Origin of the sequence: Bacteroides sp. AF20-13LB, assembly GCF_003603065.1 — a bacterium.
Classification (GTDB): Bacteria; Bacteroidota; Bacteroidia; order Bacteroidales; family Bacteroidaceae; genus Bacteroides; species Bacteroides uniformis.
This window is the reverse complement of record NZ_QTMH01000004.1, coordinates 102,480-119,111: the sequence shown is the minus strand read 5'-3', so window position 1 is coordinate 119,111 and position 16,632 is coordinate 102,480. Positions and strand designations below refer to the sequence as shown.

Below are 16,632 nucleotides of genomic sequence, written 5' to 3'. Positions count from 1 at the left end.
TTTATGCCTTCACTTTTCCTTTTCCGTAGAGGTGGCGTGTAGTGCAGAGCGCCAAAGTTCCATAGACCAATACTTGTATCCACATCGTCAACATCTGTGGCCATACGTCGGCCAGCGTTCCACCCATTGAATTCAGTTTTACAAAAGCAAGTACGGCAGGACCTGCCGGAAACAGATAGTGGGCTGCCTGCCAATACCACGGCATCAGCTCCAGCGGATAAGACACGCCCGAAAGGAAGATATAGCCCACAGAGAAGAAGGCTATCATCAGCAACGGCGCTTCGGAGTCTGTAAACCAGCGGGAGACGGCCAGGGCAAGGAAACTCGTGCCCAGCAGGAAGGGTATCATCATGGTGACGATATCCTTTCCGCTGCCGATGTGGGGGATGCTGAACAGATGCGGCAGCAGTCCCAGCAGGAATAGGGAAAACACCACGTAGAGCATGAAGTATACGAAGGTCCTGCCTCCGACAATCCGTAATGTATCCTTCAATGAGTCGGCACGCATCAGCCGTATTCCTTTTCTTCGGGCTTCTGCTTCCTCGCCCGTCAGCATGGCAATCACCATCAGCATCGTCTGGAAGATGATGACAATTAGGACGGCGGGAATCAGATAGGAACCGTAGCCCTCTGTATAGTTGTAGAGCGCCGTGCCGGACACGCTGACGGGAGCGGACGAAGCCACTGCCAGCAGTCCTTGCGGAGGTAGGAATACGGTGCCCTCCATGCGGTGGGCATCGTTCACGGCAAGCATGACGCGCGCACTGGATTCTTGCAGTCCTTTGAAGTTGAGGAAAGCGTCCGTGGCGGCATAGAGTACGAAGACCGAAGTCTCGCCCCGTGCCACACGTGCCTCGAAGTCGGCAGGCAGGTAAAGGATGCCTGCCACGTCGCCCTGCTTCATCCATTGGCGGGCTTCGAGGATGTTGGGTGTCTGGCCGTAGACGGCGGTCTGGGGAGTGGCGTCGAGCAGTCGGATGTATTCGCGGCTGAGGGCGGAGTGGGAGAGGTCTACCACTGCGACGGGAGCCTTGCGCACCAGGTTGGGGGCGTACATGTAGTTGTAGAGCAGTCCGTAGAGGAAGATACCGCCTGCCAGCACGAGCAGGATGGCGGGATTGGTGGCGATGGCATGCCACTCGTGGCGGATGACAGAAGCTGTTGACAATGCGGTAGGTGGGCAAGGTGATGGGGAGGCGGAGATTGCTTCTTCCCTTATCTCTTTTTTTATCCACCATTTCAGCAATGGCAGTATCAGCAGTGCTGCCAATAGGAAGATGAAGAGTGTAGCTACCGACTGCCAGAAGTAGGCAAACCCTGCATCGAAGTAAATCATGGCTTGTGCCGCCTCCGTGAAGTGCCGCACGGGGAAGAGGTAGGAGGCCGCATGCACGGGCGCATACATGGCTGTAACGGGAAACGTGACTCCGGACAGCGTAGCCCCCAACGACCCCACCATGGATACTACACTGATGATATAGGCAATCTTGGGAAAGACAGAATAGATAAAGACCGCCAATGCCTGGGTAGCGATGATGAAGAGCACGGTCACTGCATTCATCAGCCACAGACTGCCAGCGAAGGGGATATGTAGCGGGCCGAACAGTACATAGTTTGCCAGGATACCGATGGACGAGAAGATGAGGGTATAGGGCAGCAGTTTCCCTGCTACGGCAGTGAGGATATTGCCCCGTGCCGTCTTCAGCCATTCGCCGGCACTGCCGAACTTCAGTTCGCCGCCTATGGAGTAAACGGTGGTGAGCAGGATGAGTATCTGGAACAGTACGAAAAAGAAAGGCTGGCTCAGGTAGATGGAGTAGTCCATGTCCGGGTTGTAGAGGGGATGGGTACTGGCTTCTACGGGGAGCAGAAAAGTCTGTATCTGTTCTCCGCTGACTCCCAGAGCTTCGGCCTGCATCACGATGGGCGAGAGCGCCACGGGGGCAAGCGTATTCTCGAACGCTGCCATCAGCTCGCTGCCTACCGAAAGAAGGGCATAGTGGTAATAATAGGTGAGCGTTGCGCCAGTTCCCGTCACCGCCTTCTGTTCGAAGCGGGGCGGGATGACGAGGTAGCCGTATATGTCCTTCTGTTGCAATGCCCGGCGGGCGTCGGCTTCGTCGGTGAAGTGCTCCGTCACACGGAAGGTGGGGGCGGCAGAGATGCGTCGGGAGATATTGCGCGAAGTGGCAGTGTTGTCCAGGTCGACGATACCCACGGGAATGTTCTCCATCTGTCCGTTTCCAAAGATGGTGGCCATGAAGAACAGACAGAGTAAGGGTAGCACGACGCAGACGCCGAGGTATAGACGGCGGGAGGTCATGCGGTGCCATTCGCGACGGATAACCATGCGAAGCGCTTTCATTGCGCAGCCAAATTCTTTATCTTTCATTTTTCATTCTTCATTTTTAAAAGTACGGACATCCCCGGTCTCAATCCCTCTACCTGCTGTGTGGGACGTGCGTGTATCTCGAACGTCTGCATGTCATAGCTGCCCGTCTGTTTGGTGGATTTCCAGGTGGCGAAGCTGCCCAGCGGACTGATGTAATAGATGCGGAATTCAATGTCCTTGCCGTCGATGGCGGGGACATCGGCACGGAAAGTGCCTCCCATCTTGAACTGCGGCATCAGGTCCTCGCGTATGTTCAGTACCACGTGTGCATCGTCCATCACGACAAGGCTCATGATGGGAGTGCCGGGGGCCACCAGCTCTCCGCGTTTGGGGAAGATGGTGGCTATCTGGCCGTCTTCGGGAGCAGTCAGGCGGGAGTCGACGAGGAGGGAGGAGACTTCATCGACGGTGCTTCGCGCCGCTTCCACCAGGCTGCGGGCCGAGGCGCGGTCCTCGCTCTGCGCTCCGTCTACGGCCATCTGGTATTGCTCGTAGGCGGCACGTTCGGCGGCTTGGGCGGCTTTGTACATGGCTTCCACCTCGTCACGCCGCTGGGAGGTGACGACACTGTCCTTATAAAGCGTTACAATGCGCTGGTAAGTGGTCTTGGCGAGGGCAAGGTCGCTCTGCGTCTTGTTCCAGAGTTGCCGGGCGGTGGCCACAATCTGGCGGCGGGTACCGGCGTCTATCTTCTTGTTCTGCTCCTGGGCCACCTGCTCCAGGGCATTCACCTGGCGGTATTTGGCTTCGATGGTGGGGCTGTTGATGACGACAAGCGTATCGCCTGCCTTCACCCAGTCGCCCTCTTGTACGAGGAAGGAGTCCACACGTCCGGGTAGCTTTCCGCTGATACGTATTTCCGTTGCTTCCACTTGTCCTTGCAGGACCAGGGGCTGCCGGCTCATGAGTAACATGCCGGCAAGTGAAATGATGACCGTTGCAGCCAGGATAATGACGAATGCAATGCTGATGCTTTTATTATTGATTTTCATAAAGGGTAGGTTTTAATAAGTTGTCTCGAAATATTTCTCGAACCGTTCCGGCGTTCCGCAGATAGCCAGCAGGTTCATCAGTGCCACATCATATTCGTAGTAGGCTGCCAGACGCGCCACGCGGACGGTTGCCAGCATCGTTTCCGCATCTACGACCTCGGTACTGGTTGCCATGCCTTCGGCAAAGGATTTCTTGCGGATTCGCACCAGCTCTTCGCTCAACTCGATGGTGGTATTCAGGGCGCGTACGTTGTCTTGTGCCTTTTGCAGTTGGGTGTAGAGCTTGTCGATGCCTACGCTCAGGTCTTCTTTGGCTTTTTCTTGTCCCAAGGCGAGGGTTTGCTGGGCTATCTTCGACTGGCGGATGCGCTTCTCACGCGCCAGTCCGTCGAACAGGTTCCAGGTGAAGCCCACACCTACGATGGTGCGGGGGACAAGATTGCTTTGTATGCCGTGGGCATAGAGGGTCTGCTTGCCGAATACGGCGATGTCCGGCAGGTAGCCGCTCTGGTCGATGCGGAGCTGCTGGCGGGCAATCTGTGACTGCAGTTGCAGTTGGTTCACGGTGTAGTTCTCCACCCGCATGGCTTGCAGGAACTCCTCTTTAGCGGGCAGTTGGTCGTTGATGAAAAGCTCCGAAGTAGGATGGATGCTGCATGTGTCTTGCAGGTTGAGCAGGGTGCGCAGGGCACTTTGTACGACGGAGGCCTCCTTCCGGGCAGCCTCCAGTGAACGGGCAGCTTCATCCATATTCACTTGGGCAAAGAGCCGGCCTGCCTTGTCTATCATGCCGGCAGCTTCCAGTTTAAAGGCATTCTGGTAATGGCGTTGCAGGCTGTTGTAAGTCTCCTGCCGCACGCGTACTACCTCTTGCGCAAGTTTCAGCCCGAAGTAGCTTTCTGCCAGCAGGGTGCGTTGCGTGGCATCGGTCTGTCCCCGGTTTTCGCGGGCAATGTCTATCATGGTGTTGCCTATCTTCGAGGCCCGGATGCGCTTGCCGCCGGAGAATACGACCCATTCGGCGGTCAGGCCGACGGAAGTCAGGTTGCGTGGAGCCAGTGGAAAGGCAAGGGTATGGGAGCCTATCTGGTCGAGTATGCTGCTGATGAATTGGTCGTCCGGCACGATGTTGTGCACAAAGTCCTTTGCCGGGTCGGTGAACTGGGAAAGGGGCTGTTTTACCTCTATCTTTTCGGAAAGATGCACGAACGTACCGGCACCTTGCAGGGAGGGGTACCAGAGGGCATTCAGTTTGTCACGTTCCGCACGGGCGGCTTCAATTCCCTTGTCAGCTATTTTCAGGCTGCGGTTGCCGTTTTGCATCTGCCTTAGGGCATCACCGAAGCTAAGGGGAAGGGAGGTTTGTGCAGCCACTTCACCGATGGCAAGCAGCACGCAGGCAGCAACCGGAAAAAATCTCCGGCATGATAGATTATTCATAAGTTCGTTCGGTTTAGGGGTTCTTGTTTCTCTAAACAAGAGGAGGTGGGAATTGTTCAGTAGTCATCTTTTTGAATAGAACGTTACAAATATAGGAATAGTTTCCGAAGATATGGCTTATGAATGGGAGAGATATTCGGATTTGCACTATCTTTGCATTCGCTAAAGTGGAATTTATGGAGAAACTTCATCCGATTATGTTTGCCGGGACGGGCAGTGATGTGGGAAAGAGCATCATTGCTGCCGCCTTCTGCCGCATCTTCAAGCAGGACGGCTATCAGCCCGCACCGTTCAAGGCACAGAATATGGCGCTCAATTCATTTGCCACTCCCGAAGGGCTGGAGATAGGCCGTGCCCAGGCTGTGCAAGCAGAAGCCGCCGGAGTGCCTTGCCACACGGACATGAATCCGCTACTGCTGAAACCACAGTCGGACCATACCTCGCAGGTTGTTCTTAACGGGCGTCCTATCGGCAACCGCAATGCTTATGATTATTTCCGCAAGGAAGGACGCGACGAACTGCGCCGGGAGGTTTGTGCTGCCTACGACCGCCTTGCCGCCCGCTATAATCCCGTTGTGCTGGAAGGCGCGGGAAGCATCTCCGAAATCAATCTGCGGGATACCGACCTTGTCAATCTGCCGATGGCCCTGCATGCCGGAGCCGATGTAATTCTTGTGGGCGACATTGACCGTGGCGGTGTGTTTGCCAGCGTCTACGGTTCGCTGATGTTGCTTCGTCCCCATGAGCGGGAGCGAATTAAAGGAATTCTTATCAACAAGTTCCGGGGGGATATACGTCTCTTCGAGTCGGGCATTACGATGCTGGAGGAGCTTTGCGGCATTCCCGTTGTCGGGGTGGTGCCTTACTACCGTGATATCTACATTGAAGAAGAAGACTCCGTGGCGCTTGCCGCAAAGTCTGTCCGTGCCGAGAAGGGAAAGGTGAACATCGCCGTCATCCTGCTGCGCCACCTCAGTAACTTCACCGATTTCAATGTGCTGGAGCGTGACCCGCGCGTACATCTGTTCTATACCAACAATGTGGATGAGCTGGCAAAGGCCGACGTCATCCTGCTGCCCGGCTCCAAGAGCACGCTTGATGACCTTTACGAATTGCGCCGTAACGGTGTGGCGGCTGCCATCATCCGTGCCCACCGTGAAGGTGCCACCGTGATGGGTATCTGCGGCGGCTATCAGATGATGGGGCAGGAGGTGCTCGACCCTGAGCATGTGGAGGGGGACATCGAACGCCTGCCCGGACTGGGGCTGTTGCCCATCAGTACCCGCATGTCGGGAGAGAAGGTGACCCGTCAGGTGAAGTTCGGTCTGTGCAATCCCCATTCTCCATCTTCCACTCTCCATTCTCCATTCATGCAGGGCTATGAAATCCATATGGGAGTGACCACCCCCGTGGAAGGTACTCCCGATTCTCCCCTGAATCTTTTGGAGAATGGCTCTACCGACGGTTACTGCGTGGACTCCACCTGCATGGGGACCTATATTCATGGCATTCTCGACAATCCGGAATTCATAGATTTCCTGCTTGCGCCTTTTGCAGACAAACTGTCCGGGAATGCCGGCGCTTTCGATTACCATACATTCAAAGAAGAACAATACGATAGGCTTGCCGAGCACGTGCGCCGCCACGTCAACCTGCCGCTTATCTACCAAATATTGACAAAGAACCATGATTGAAGGACACGGAGACGATTCCTATAAATACAGCCGTCCCATTACGGCAAACTTCAGCTCGAACGTTTACAGCAGGGTAGACCTCTCTGCCTTGAAGGCGCATCTGTGTGCCCGGATTGACGGCATCGGCAACTATCCCGAACCGGAGCCTTACACGCTTGAGGCCTGCCTTGCCCGCTGCCACCGTCTTCCTGCCGAGGCAGTGTGCGTGACGAACGGAGCTACCGAAGCCATCTATCTTACCGCACAGACTTTCCGCGGGACAAACACCGCCATTGTGCAGCCCACTTTCAGTGAATATGCCGATGCCTGCCGCATGCACGGCCATCGGGTCACTTCCCTCTACCGGCTTCCTGCGGAGAGCGAGGGGTATCGCTTGCCGGAAGAGGTGCGCATGCTGTGGCTGTGCAATCCCAATAACCCTACCGGAACGGTTGTGGAGAAGGAATATCTGGCAACACTTATCAGTCATAATCCGCAGGTCTGTTTCGTCATCGACCAGTCCTACGAGTTTTTCACCTTGCGTCCGCTTTTCTCTGCTGCCGAGGCTGCGGAGTTTCCCAACGTCTTGCTGCTGCACTCCATGACCAAGCGTTATGCCGTTCCCGGTCTGCGACTGGGATATGTCACCGGCGCCCCCCACCTGCTGCACCGTCTGCGTACCAACCGTATGCCCTGGTCGGTCAACCAGCTTGCCATTGAGGCAGGGCTCCATCTGCTGGAACATGATGTTCCCAATCCGCTGGATGTGGCGTCTTACTTGCAAGAGGCTGCCCGCCTGCGCAGTGCGCTCGAGGCATTGGGAGGACTGGAGGTATGGGTCACCGAAACCCATTTCATGCTGGTGTGCCTCCGTATGGGTAGGGCTTCCGCTTTGAAAGACTATCTGGCAGGGGAGCATGGTATCTTGATTCGGGACGCCTCCAACTTCGACGGACTGAATGAGCGCTTCTTCCGTATAGCCGCCCAGAGCCGGGAGGAGAATGACAGGCTTGTAAAAGCAATAGGACAATGGCTTGAGGAGGAATAACCGATGGAAGAAGATGTGCTTATACTTTTGGGTGTCGCCTTCAACTTGAACCTGCCGCTTCTCACTGCCTGGCTGCTCGACCATTGGCTGGGCGACCCGGCGTGGCTACCCCATCCGGTGGTCGCTTTCGGCAAAGCCATCTCTTTCTGTGAGCACCGGTTGAACCGGGGCGATTCGCGTTTCCTGAAAGGTGCGTTTGTGGCGGTGTCTCTTGTCTTGGGGGTATATGTCATTACGCTTTTGTTGCTCCGCTTGGCGGCACTCTTTTCTCCGGGCATGCTTCTGACGGTGCAAATATTGCTGATATTCTATTGCTTGGCGGGCACTACGCTGGTTCGCGAGGTGCGTATGGTGTTCAAGGCGGTGGACCGTTCCTTGGAGGAAGGGAGGATGCAAGTGGCACGTATCGTAGGGCGTGATACGTCTGCACTCTCGGAGCAGGAGGTGAGAACCGCGGCATTGGAGACTTTGGCAGAGAATTTGAGCGATGGGGTGGTTGCTCCCTTGTTCTGGTATCTGCTGTTGGGAGTTCCGGGCATGCTTGCCTATAAGATGGTGAACACGCTGGATTCCATGGTCGGCTACAAGAATGAACGCTATCGTCGGTTCGGCTGTTTTGCCGCCCGTCTGGATGATGTTGCCAATTATATTCCTGCTCGTCTGACAGCCTTTCTGATGGTACTGGTTTCCGGTCGCCTTTCCTTGTTTGCTTTTGTGGGCAGATATGGCAGCCAGCATGCCAGTCCCAATTCCGGTTATCCGGAAGCCACCCTTGCCGGTATTTTGAATTGCCGTTTCGGGGGGCCGCACAACTATTTCGGCGAGGAGGTATGGAAACCTTATATCGGTTCTAATGAACGGCCTCTGAAGACAGAAGATATGCGTGTGGCTGTCCGCATCAACCGGCGTGTGGAGTGGTGGATGGTAGTTGCCGTAATAGTGACATCGACCTTGGCTTCCTTTTGTTTTTAAAATGTTGTTATTTTAACTGATTCTTTGTCCGTTCCAAAAAGATATAATATCTTTGCAAGACCGCGTTGCATTAAAAATGTAACTTTTAAAGCAGACAAAGTCTTATAAATGAGGATAAAGCAACTATATATATTCCTTTTCTTTATTTGGTTCGGGAACACAATAATTGCATCGGCAACAGATAAAGCGGATTCTTGGACTAAAGAAAAGGAAAGTATAGTCCATGAGGTCATCTCCACTTTTCACAACAGCCTCGGTTTCGACTATCTGACCCGGGAGGAGTGTGACTCGCTGAATGCCGACGGCCTTTTGTCCCAATTGGATGAATCCCAGCGCTATTACACCTATTTCGAACTGGAAAGAATACTTATAAAATCCTCCCTTTTCCGTGGAGAAATCCGTATGGCTATTGCCCAGAGCGACCAGATGTACTCCAAAGCCCGCGCGCTTGCCTACCCCTTCGGCAATGCCCTTGCGCTGAATGCCATGGGAGAGGTGTACAGCTATACCGGCAGGCTCCGGGAAGCCGGTGTCGCTTATGAAGAGTCCTTGAGACTGCTGGATGGGATGGACGGGGAGGATGTGCATATCCGTATGCTACTGGTGGAACTGATAGATTATAACCTGCGCATACGGAATGTAAACGGTGCCTCGCGTTATCTTGCACGTCTGAACCTCTATCCGGAAGACCGGCTTTCTCCGCTGGAGCTGGCCATGCGTCACATCTCCAATGCTTCCTGCCAATTATTCAAGGGTGACTTGAAAGCTGCCAGCCATTGTCTGGTACAGATAGGCCAGCTTGAAACGCAGCTGATTCCGGAGATACGGCAATACCTTCTGATTATAGATGCCCGTTATCTGGTGGCCACCGGAGAGCATGAGGCAGCCTTGACCGCCTACAATGATTTCCTTCAAACCGAATATGCCCGGATAAACCATAACATCTACAAGGAAGCTCTGCTCGAAAAAGCGGATTTACTGGTGAAGATGGGAAATAAGGAAGAAGCCTACGGACAGTACGGCAAGGTCTTTTCGTATATCAAGACTTCGTTCGAGAAGAACTATCCCAAGGAGATAGACCGGCTCTGTACCCGTTTCCAGGCCGACCAACTGGCCTACCAGAACGAACGCGACCGCATTGTATCCATGCGTTTCTATCTGGCAGGCATCATTGTGTCCGTACTGTTTCTGATATTCCTCCTGGTGCTGGGCTGGAAGAAGATATTCCGTTTGAAGCGTTCCCAGATGCGGCAGGAGGCGATGAAGGAGAAAGCGGTGCAAGCCATACAACGGAAGAATATGTTTCTTTCGAACATGAGCCATGAGGTACGTACGCCGCTGAATGCCATTGTCGGATTCTCGGCGGTACTGACGGATGAGGACGAGTCGTTCGATGACGAATCGCGCCGGGAGTTCTCCGAAATTATCAAGGTGAATTCCTTTCAGTTGCTGAAACTTATCAATGACATTCTGGATTTCTCGGATTTCGAGAATGACAATATAACCTTCAACATCCGCACGCATGATGCCGTGAAGTTGTGTAATGAGGTCGTGGAGACCGTGATGGCCTCGCGCAAGCTGGAGGTTGAAATGCGTTTTGACACGGATTTGTCCGTCCTGATGCTGGATACGGACGATGCGCGCCTCCGCCAAGTCTTGATAAACCTGCTGGTGAATGCCACCAAGTTTACGGAACAAGGCTCCATCGTGCTGGAACTGAAGATGGCTGATGCCGGTACGGCACTTTTCTCCGTGACGGATACCGGATGCGGCATTCCACCGGAGAAGCAGCACTTGATTTTTGAACGCTTTGAAAAGCTGAATGATTTTGTGCAGGGAAGCGGACTGGGCCTTTCCATCTGCCAACTGATTGTGAAATATATGAACGGCAAGCTGTGGGTGGACAGTGGGTACACCCGTGGCGCGCGTTTCTGTTTTACGCATCCTTTGAAGTATAATCCCGCATTACACGGAGGAACGGCGCAATGAAACGAATACTTATTCTCATCCATGTTTTGTTTTGCGGATATATCTGTCCGCTGCTGGCAGAAGACACGGGGGCTGTCCGGTATCAGGACAGCATCCTGAAGGTTGCCGATACCCTGCCGGCCACCCTTGTCCGGCTGACGTATCTCCGTGACATGGCCTACAAGCACCAGTATGCTCCCTATAACATGACTTTTTCCACCCGTCTGTACGAGGAGGCGCGGCGGCAGAAGAACGCTTTCTATGAGAATATGGGCGCTTACTATCTGGCGGCATGTTATGACAAGAAACACGACCCGGACAGTCTGTCGTATTGGGTGGATGTGCTGAAGGATTTTGTCCCTCAGGTAGGCACTTACGATTATTATCTGGAGCAGAAGGCTGCCATCAGCCGCGCCCTGGCTTCCAAGAGACAGATAGAGAAAGCGGTGTATGTGGCTAAGGAGACGTTGGAGGAATCAAAACTCCGCCATAGCAATAACGGGATGATAGCAGCGTATAACAGTCTGGGATGTGCCTACGGAGTGTCCAGCCGCCCGAATGAGGCACTGGACTCTTTCTTGGAGGCTTACCGGAATTTCTCTCCCCAGACAAAGGCCAGCCTGAAGGTGGATATACTGTCGCGTATTGCCCAGGTATACGGCAATGGCGGTAAAGACAGCCTGAAGCTGCCCTATTTGCATGAAATGGACACGACGTTGCAGACGGTTATTTCCAAAGAACCCGAGACACGGAAGAACTGGAGCAATTTCGAGATTGACTGCGAAGTGAAGTATATCCTGCACTACATGAACCGGAAGAACTTTACAGTGGCGCACGAGCATATCGAGAAAGTAAAGAAACTGCTTGAACCGCATGTAGATCCCGTCTTCTGGCTGAATGTCCAGTTGATACAGCTTCAATACTATGCCAAGACCGATGAGTATGACAAAAGCATCGCATTGATAGACGAGGTGACCCCTACGGTACTGAACAACTACGTCTCCACCTTTGCCACTTTGATAAACTACAAGGCGAGTACGCAATATGACAAGGGGGACATTGACGGGGCCATCGAGACCCGGCGCTACCTCATACGCAAGCAGGATTCGCTGAACAATGCCTTCTCGGCCAACCAGTTGAAGCAGGTGAAGGAGATTTACCACATTGACGAGCTGCTGTTGGAGAAGCAGAAGATTCAGGACATGAATTACCGTATAGGATTTATACTCCTGGGCGTCTGTCTGCTGCTGATGCTGCTTTTCTATCTGTATACGCGCTATGTCTCCGGAAAGATTGCTGTCGTAGAGAAGAAGACGGCTGAAGCCGCTTTGCAGGCAGAGACGGACAACATCGCGAAGGAACGTCTGAAATCGGAAATCAGCCATGATATACGTACTCCGCTGAATGTGGTGGTGGGCTTTGCCGAATTGCTGACCGGGAAGGAGGAGCTGGATAAGGAGACTAAGAGGGAATACGGGCAGATGATTCAGACCAATGCGGAAAGTCTGCTGAATTATGTCAACAGCATTCTGGAGTTGTCCCGCTTGGAGTCCGGCAAGATTCAGTATGAGGACGAGGAGTGTGACATTATTCAGTTGTGCAGTGAGGTGCTGGATAAAGTGAACGGTCGTGGGGAGAGCACTGTGTCTGTCAGCCTGCAGACCGATTTCAAGGAACAGCTTGCAAGGACGGACCGGAGGTGGTTCGATACATTGCTTGTCAGCATGCTGACTCCGTCAGAGAATGACACTGCCCGTTATGAGGCGATTATCCGCATCAGACGGGACCGCACTAGGTCGGCCCTCTATTTCGACGTGGTCAACGCCCCGTTTGCAAAGGTACATTTTGAGAATAAAACGAGCTTGATTCGCCATGAAATCAATGCCCATTTTATTCATTATTTTGGAGGTATCTACAAGGTGCAAACCGAAGCGGAGGAAGGCCCTACTATTTCGTTCACTATTCCTTGTCGAGATTGATGCGGACGATGCCGCCGTAGGGCGTCAATGCGTCGAAGGCTTCTTCGGCTTTGAGGATTCCGGCATAGAGTTGCGCGCAGATTAATACGCCTCCGTGTGCGAAGATGGCAACGCGTGTATAGGGCTTCTTCTTTAATTCGTCCAAAAACTGGCTGACACGCCGGTATTGCATGGTAAAAGATTCTCCACCGGTAGCTGCCACGTTCATGTAGTCGGCATACCATTCCTGCAGGCGTGGGTCTTCATTCTGCTCGAACGGCTTCATCTCCCAGTCGCCAAAATTGATTTCCATAATCCGTTTGTCCCGTTCTGCATCGGGATAGCCGCAATAGGTGGCGAGGCGCACGCAGCGGGTTAGGGGACTGGTGTAGACGTGGTCGAACGGAAGGTATGCCTTCAAGTTTTCTGCCGTCACGGCGGCTTCCGTTTCAAACGTGGGTTTCAGGGGAACATCGGTCTGACCGTAGCACATCCCCGGAGGAACATCTACCGAAGTGTGTCGAATGAGTATTACTTCCATCTTTAATTTTCAGTTGTTAATTTATAATTAGAATAAGGCTTCCCAAGTAGAAGGACAGTTCGCATAGCAGGAAAGTGGCCCCGCAGCAGTCACCCGTATATCCTTGTAGGCGCCGCTTCATCAATCGGTAGAGCAGGAAGAAGGTGAGCAGGGGGAAGAGGGTGGCAATCCACAGTTTTATAGGCAGCAGCAGTACGAAAGGAAGCAGGCCGCAAAGAAATCCGGCCAGTAACTCGTGCCAGCTCATGCGGTTGTAGACGGTCTTGCTTTTGCTGTCTTCCTCTTTCCGGGCATAGGGCAGGTAGTTGACAATCTGGGAGGCACAGAACTTGGACCAGCAGTCACCGCAGAGCACAAGGATGCAGAGAAGTCCCAGTGGCAGGTGATGAAGTTGGAGCAACAGCAGGAAATAGCATATCAATCCGATGACACCGTAGCTTCCGATGTGGGAGTCCTTCATGATGGCTAGAGTCCGTTCTCGGGTGGTGCCGCCACCGAAACCGTCGAAAAAGTCCGCCAGCCCGTCTTCGTGCAGGCAACCGGTGACAAGCAGGCGTGCGATGAGGGCAAGAATCCATGCCAATGACACCGGCATAATCTGTCCGGCAAGCCACAGCACTGCCGCCATCACGCCTCCCGTCAGCCAGCCTACAAGCGGCCAATAGGGAACCACATGCTTGAAACACTCTGCCGGTACTTCCTTGATTTTCCAGAAGGGCAGTCGGGTGAGCATGATGAATGCTGCTAAGATATTATTCATGTTAAAAGTATTTGGTGATGGAGGCATGTGCAAAGTTATCCATTTCATTGAGCATCCGCACGGCCGAGTCGACAATGGGATATGCACAGATGGCCCCCGTTCCTTCTCCCAAACGCAGCCCCAGATTCAGCAACGGACGGGCATGCAGGGCGTCGAGTACCAGTTTGTGGCCCGACTCGTCTCCGCAGTGTCCGAAGATGGCGTAATCCGTCACTTCCGGGTAGAGCCTGGCGGCGGCAAGCAGGCAGTTGGTCATGATGAATCCGTCAACAAGGATAATCATCCTCAGCTCGGCAGCTTGCAGCATGGCGCCTATGGCCATTACCATTTCCAGTCCACCAAAGTAGCGGATGATGTCCCGGGGAGAGCCGTCGCCTTTGTAATTCTCCATAGACTGTTTCAGCACTTCGTATTTGTGGCGGATGCCCGCGCTGTCGAGTCCGCTGCCTGCGCCGACACATTGTTCCAGAGGAATACCGGTAAAGCAGGTCATCCACAAGGAGGATGAAGAGGTGTTTCCGATACCCATTTCACCGAAGCTGAGGACATTGCTGCCTTCTTCATGGCATTGGCGCACCACCTCGGCACCCCGTTCCAGGCACATCTCCATTTCCTCTTCCGTCATGGCTGCCTCGTGCAGATAACTCCGGGTACTTTTGCGCACTTTCATATTGATGATGCCTTTCTTGTAGGGGAGGTCGTAGTCTACTCCTGCATCTACTATTTTCAGGGTAAAGCCGTGCTGCCGGCAGAGGAAATTGACACCTGCCCCTCCATGAAGGAAGTTGCTGATTTGCTGCCAGGTGATTTCCTTTGGAGACAGACTGACCCCTTCTTCTACAATGCCGTGGTCGGCGGCGAAGATAATGTTTTGCGGATGTTTCAAGGTGGGGGATAATGTCTGTTGTATGAGTCCGATTTGGAGTGCCAGTTCTTCTAAAATGCCCAATGAACCTTTGGGTTTGGTCAGGTTGTTGATTTTGTCAATCAATGCGGGACGGATTGACTCGTCCGGACGGGTGATATGAAATGTTTTCATCAGTCTGTTGGATTTTAATTGTCTGTTGTTTTATGAATGAGTGTTTTTTACGGTAAGTGGGATGCCGGATACCATCAGTATCACTTCGTCGGCACGGGCGGCTACATATTGGTTCATCCAGCCTTGCATGTCCGTGAACTTTCGTTGCAGTTCGTTCTCGGAAGTTCCTCCCATACCTATTTCATTGGTTACAAAGATGAAGGTTGCGTCTTGTGCCGTGAAGCGGTCGAACTCTGCCTTTACTGCGGCAAGTGCCCGGTCGGTATCTGAATGCAGGTCGAAGAAAAAGTTGGTACACCATAAGGTGATGCAGTCTATCAGGACGATCCGTCCCTCCAGCCGGTGGCGGCTGAGTTCTTTCTCCTCTTCGATGTTTGTCCATTCCGGTCCCCGGCGTTCCTGATGCCGGATTACCCTCTGGCGGAATTCTTCGTCCCAGATGCGTGCCGTGGCAAGATAAACGGGAGTGGGAGAGAGCTCGAGTGCCAGCTTTTCCGCATAGGTGCTTTTGCCGGAACGTGCTCCTCCGGTGATGAGTATGATTCGTTTCATTGGTATTTAGTCTGTATTTTGAAAGAATATCTTTGTTTTCCCGAGCAAAAATAGGAAATATTTGACGAAACGTTTGTTTTTTTAGGAAGGAATTTATTAACTTTGCCACCGTTTTTAAGGCATGACCTTGGAAATGTTTATGCGGCAGTAGCTCAGTTGGTAGAGCATCAGCTTCCCAAGCTGAGGGTCACGAGTTCGAGTCTCGCTTGCCGCTCTTTATAAAAGGCTGAATACTTAGTTATTCAGTCTTTTTCTTTTTTAAGAACATTCATTCTCAGGTATTAATAATTCTTCTAAACTATTTTTTAAGCTGCACTTATATTGTTTTTCCCCTTTTTCTGTTTTTCTTATTGTTTGTTCGCATATGTAATATAGCCGAAACATATATTACATCGTGAATAGTAAATTTGCAAAAATGCAACACTTTAAAAGTTAATAAATATAAAAGAAGAAATAATATATTCTTTATATGTTGCTTTTATTAAAAATTATCCATTTATTTGTCTGACAAATAATACTAATAGGACTAATAATAACACGATTTAATATATGGAAAACTTAAAAATTGATGGGCAGTCGATTACTTTGGTAGACCAAGTGGAAGACAAGTTATTGAATTATTTCAGAAGTCAGGACTTGAAAGTGGGTGATTCTATCCCTAACGAAATTGAGTTGTCGTCAGCGTTGGGGGTAGCTCGTAGTGTTCTTCGGGAAGCTCTTAGCCGTCTGAAAATGATGGGAATGATTGAAAGCCGTACACGTCGTGGAATGATATTAACTGAGCCTTTCATCTTAGGGGGAATGAAGAGAGTGGTTGATCCCCGTATTATGAGCCAGGAATCACTTCTCGATCTTTTGGGATTTAGGGTTGCCTTGGAGATAGGAATCAGTAGTGACATATTTCATAATATTAAAGAGCAGGATATTATGGAACTGGAAGAGATTGTTAATGCAGGCGTTGCATTGGGGAACAACGAATATGCCAATCTCAGCGAATATACTTTCCATTCAAAACTATACGAAATAACGGGGAATAAGACGATTGTACAGTTCCAAAGCATCATTCATCCGGTTATGAACTTTGTAAAAACCAATTTGAGGGAACGGGTGGAAGCTATAAATATAGAACTGGAGAAAAAGGGAAAGATTGTAACTCACACCGATTTATTGAACTTTATCAAGAATAAGGATGAAATGGGCTACAGAAATGCTATCGAGCAACACTTTTATGTCTATAAGAAGCTGATTTATGATAGGGCAGTGTTAGGAGAACAGAATAAGGGTCAATCACAATAAA

The 16,632-nt window shown here is 52.0% G+C and carries 13 protein-coding genes and 1 tRNA gene; 7 read left to right on the top strand and 7 right to left on the bottom strand.

All coding sequences use genetic code 11. The features are described from left to right. Position 1 precedes the first annotated feature (1 nt). Genes DWX62_RS05500 through DWX62_RS05490 form a run of 3 tightly spaced genes read right to left on the bottom strand, consistent with a single transcriptional unit; the run spans position 2 to position 4,824 of the window. Positions 2 to 2,392 carry an ABC transporter permease gene (locus DWX62_RS05500; protein ID WP_120172636.1) on the bottom strand — a complete coding sequence of 797 codons (2,391 nt, stop codon included), beginning with the start codon at positions 2,390 to 2,392 and terminating at the stop codon, positions 2 to 4. Beyond that, a complete protein-coding gene (locus tag DWX62_RS05495; protein ID WP_005836940.1) occupies positions 2,389 to 3,384 on the bottom strand; it encodes an efflux RND transporter periplasmic adaptor subunit in 996 nt (331 codons plus the stop codon). The genes DWX62_RS05500 and DWX62_RS05495 overlap by 4 nt, the downstream gene beginning before the upstream one ends. Positions 3,385 to 3,396: 12 nt before the next feature. Continuing rightward, positions 3,397 to 4,824, bottom strand: coding sequence for a TolC family protein (locus DWX62_RS05490; protein WP_120172635.1), 1,428 nt, complete (start codon positions 4,822 to 4,824; stop codon positions 3,397 to 3,399). A gap of 176 nt (positions 4,825 to 5,000) precedes the next feature. Here DWX62_RS05490 and DWX62_RS05485 point away from each other — a divergent pair, with 176 nt between their 5' ends. The 5 genes from DWX62_RS05485 to DWX62_RS05465 all read left to right on the top strand — a co-directional run bounded on the left by DWX62_RS05485 (position 5,001) and on the right by DWX62_RS05465 (position 12,464). Next, positions 5,001 to 6,518 carry a cobyric acid synthase gene (locus tag DWX62_RS05485; protein WP_172679964.1) on the top strand — a complete coding sequence of 506 codons (1,518 nt, stop codon included), beginning with the start codon at positions 5,001 to 5,003 and terminating at the stop codon, positions 6,516 to 6,518. Beyond that, entirely contained in the window at positions 6,511 to 7,545 is a 1,035-nt protein-coding gene (locus DWX62_RS05480) for a threonine-phosphate decarboxylase (protein ID WP_117589517.1), read from the top strand. The genes DWX62_RS05485 and DWX62_RS05480 overlap by 8 nt, the downstream gene beginning before the upstream one ends. 3 nt (positions 7,546 to 7,548) lie before the next feature. Beyond that, positions 7,549 to 8,517, top strand: a complete 969-nt coding sequence (cbiB, locus tag DWX62_RS05475) for an adenosylcobinamide-phosphate synthase CbiB (RefSeq protein WP_120172634.1) — start codon at positions 7,549 to 7,551, stop codon at positions 8,515 to 8,517. Between the two features lie 108 nt (positions 8,518 to 8,625). Next, on the top strand, positions 8,626 to 10,506 hold the full coding sequence (locus DWX62_RS05470) for a HAMP domain-containing sensor histidine kinase (protein ID WP_120172633.1): 1,881 nt from the start codon (positions 8,626 to 8,628) through the stop codon (positions 10,504 to 10,506). Then, positions 10,503 to 12,464 carry a HAMP domain-containing sensor histidine kinase gene (locus tag DWX62_RS05465; RefSeq protein ID WP_118264384.1) on the top strand — a complete coding sequence of 654 codons (1,962 nt, stop codon included), beginning with the start codon at positions 10,503 to 10,505 and terminating at the stop codon, positions 12,462 to 12,464. Before DWX62_RS05470 ends, DWX62_RS05465 begins: the two co-directional genes overlap by 4 nt. Here DWX62_RS05465 and cobC read toward each other — a convergent pair. From cobC to cobU, 4 genes are read right to left on the bottom strand one after another with little or no spacing between them, the layout of a single operon-like run. Next, positions 12,445 to 12,984, bottom strand: a complete 540-nt coding sequence (gene cobC, locus DWX62_RS05460) for an alpha-ribazole phosphatase (RefSeq protein ID WP_044467839.1) — start codon at positions 12,982 to 12,984, stop codon at positions 12,445 to 12,447. The genes DWX62_RS05465 and cobC overlap by 20 nt on opposite strands. Before the next feature lie 16 nt (positions 12,985 to 13,000). After that, the gene (gene cobS, locus DWX62_RS05455) at positions 13,001 to 13,744 is read right to left on the bottom strand and encodes an adenosylcobinamide-GDP ribazoletransferase (RefSeq protein WP_117703333.1); all 744 of its coding nucleotides are present in this window, start codon (positions 13,742 to 13,744) and stop codon (positions 13,001 to 13,003) included. A 1-nt stretch (position 13,745) separates the two neighbouring features. Then, positions 13,746 to 14,783, bottom strand: coding sequence for a nicotinate-nucleotide--dimethylbenzimidazole phosphoribosyltransferase (gene cobT / locus DWX62_RS05450; RefSeq protein ID WP_120172632.1), 1,038 nt, complete (start codon positions 14,781 to 14,783; stop codon positions 13,746 to 13,748). Between the two features lie 30 nt (positions 14,784 to 14,813). Continuing rightward, positions 14,814 to 15,335: a bifunctional adenosylcobinamide kinase/adenosylcobinamide-phosphate guanylyltransferase gene (gene cobU / locus DWX62_RS05445; protein ID WP_005829269.1), complete on the bottom strand. Its 522-nt coding sequence runs from the start codon at positions 15,333 to 15,335 to the stop codon at positions 14,814 to 14,816. 141 nt (positions 15,336 to 15,476) lie between these two features. Between cobU and DWX62_RS05440 the strand changes: the two genes are divergently transcribed. Beyond that, positions 15,477 to 15,549 (top strand) — tRNA-Gly (locus tag DWX62_RS05440). Positions 15,550 to 15,884: 335 nt separating this feature from the next. After that, positions 15,885 to 16,631, top strand: coding sequence for a GntR family transcriptional regulator (locus DWX62_RS05435; RefSeq protein WP_005829254.1), 747 nt, complete (start codon positions 15,885 to 15,887; stop codon positions 16,629 to 16,631). The last annotated feature ends 1 nt before the right edge of the window (position 16,632 follow it).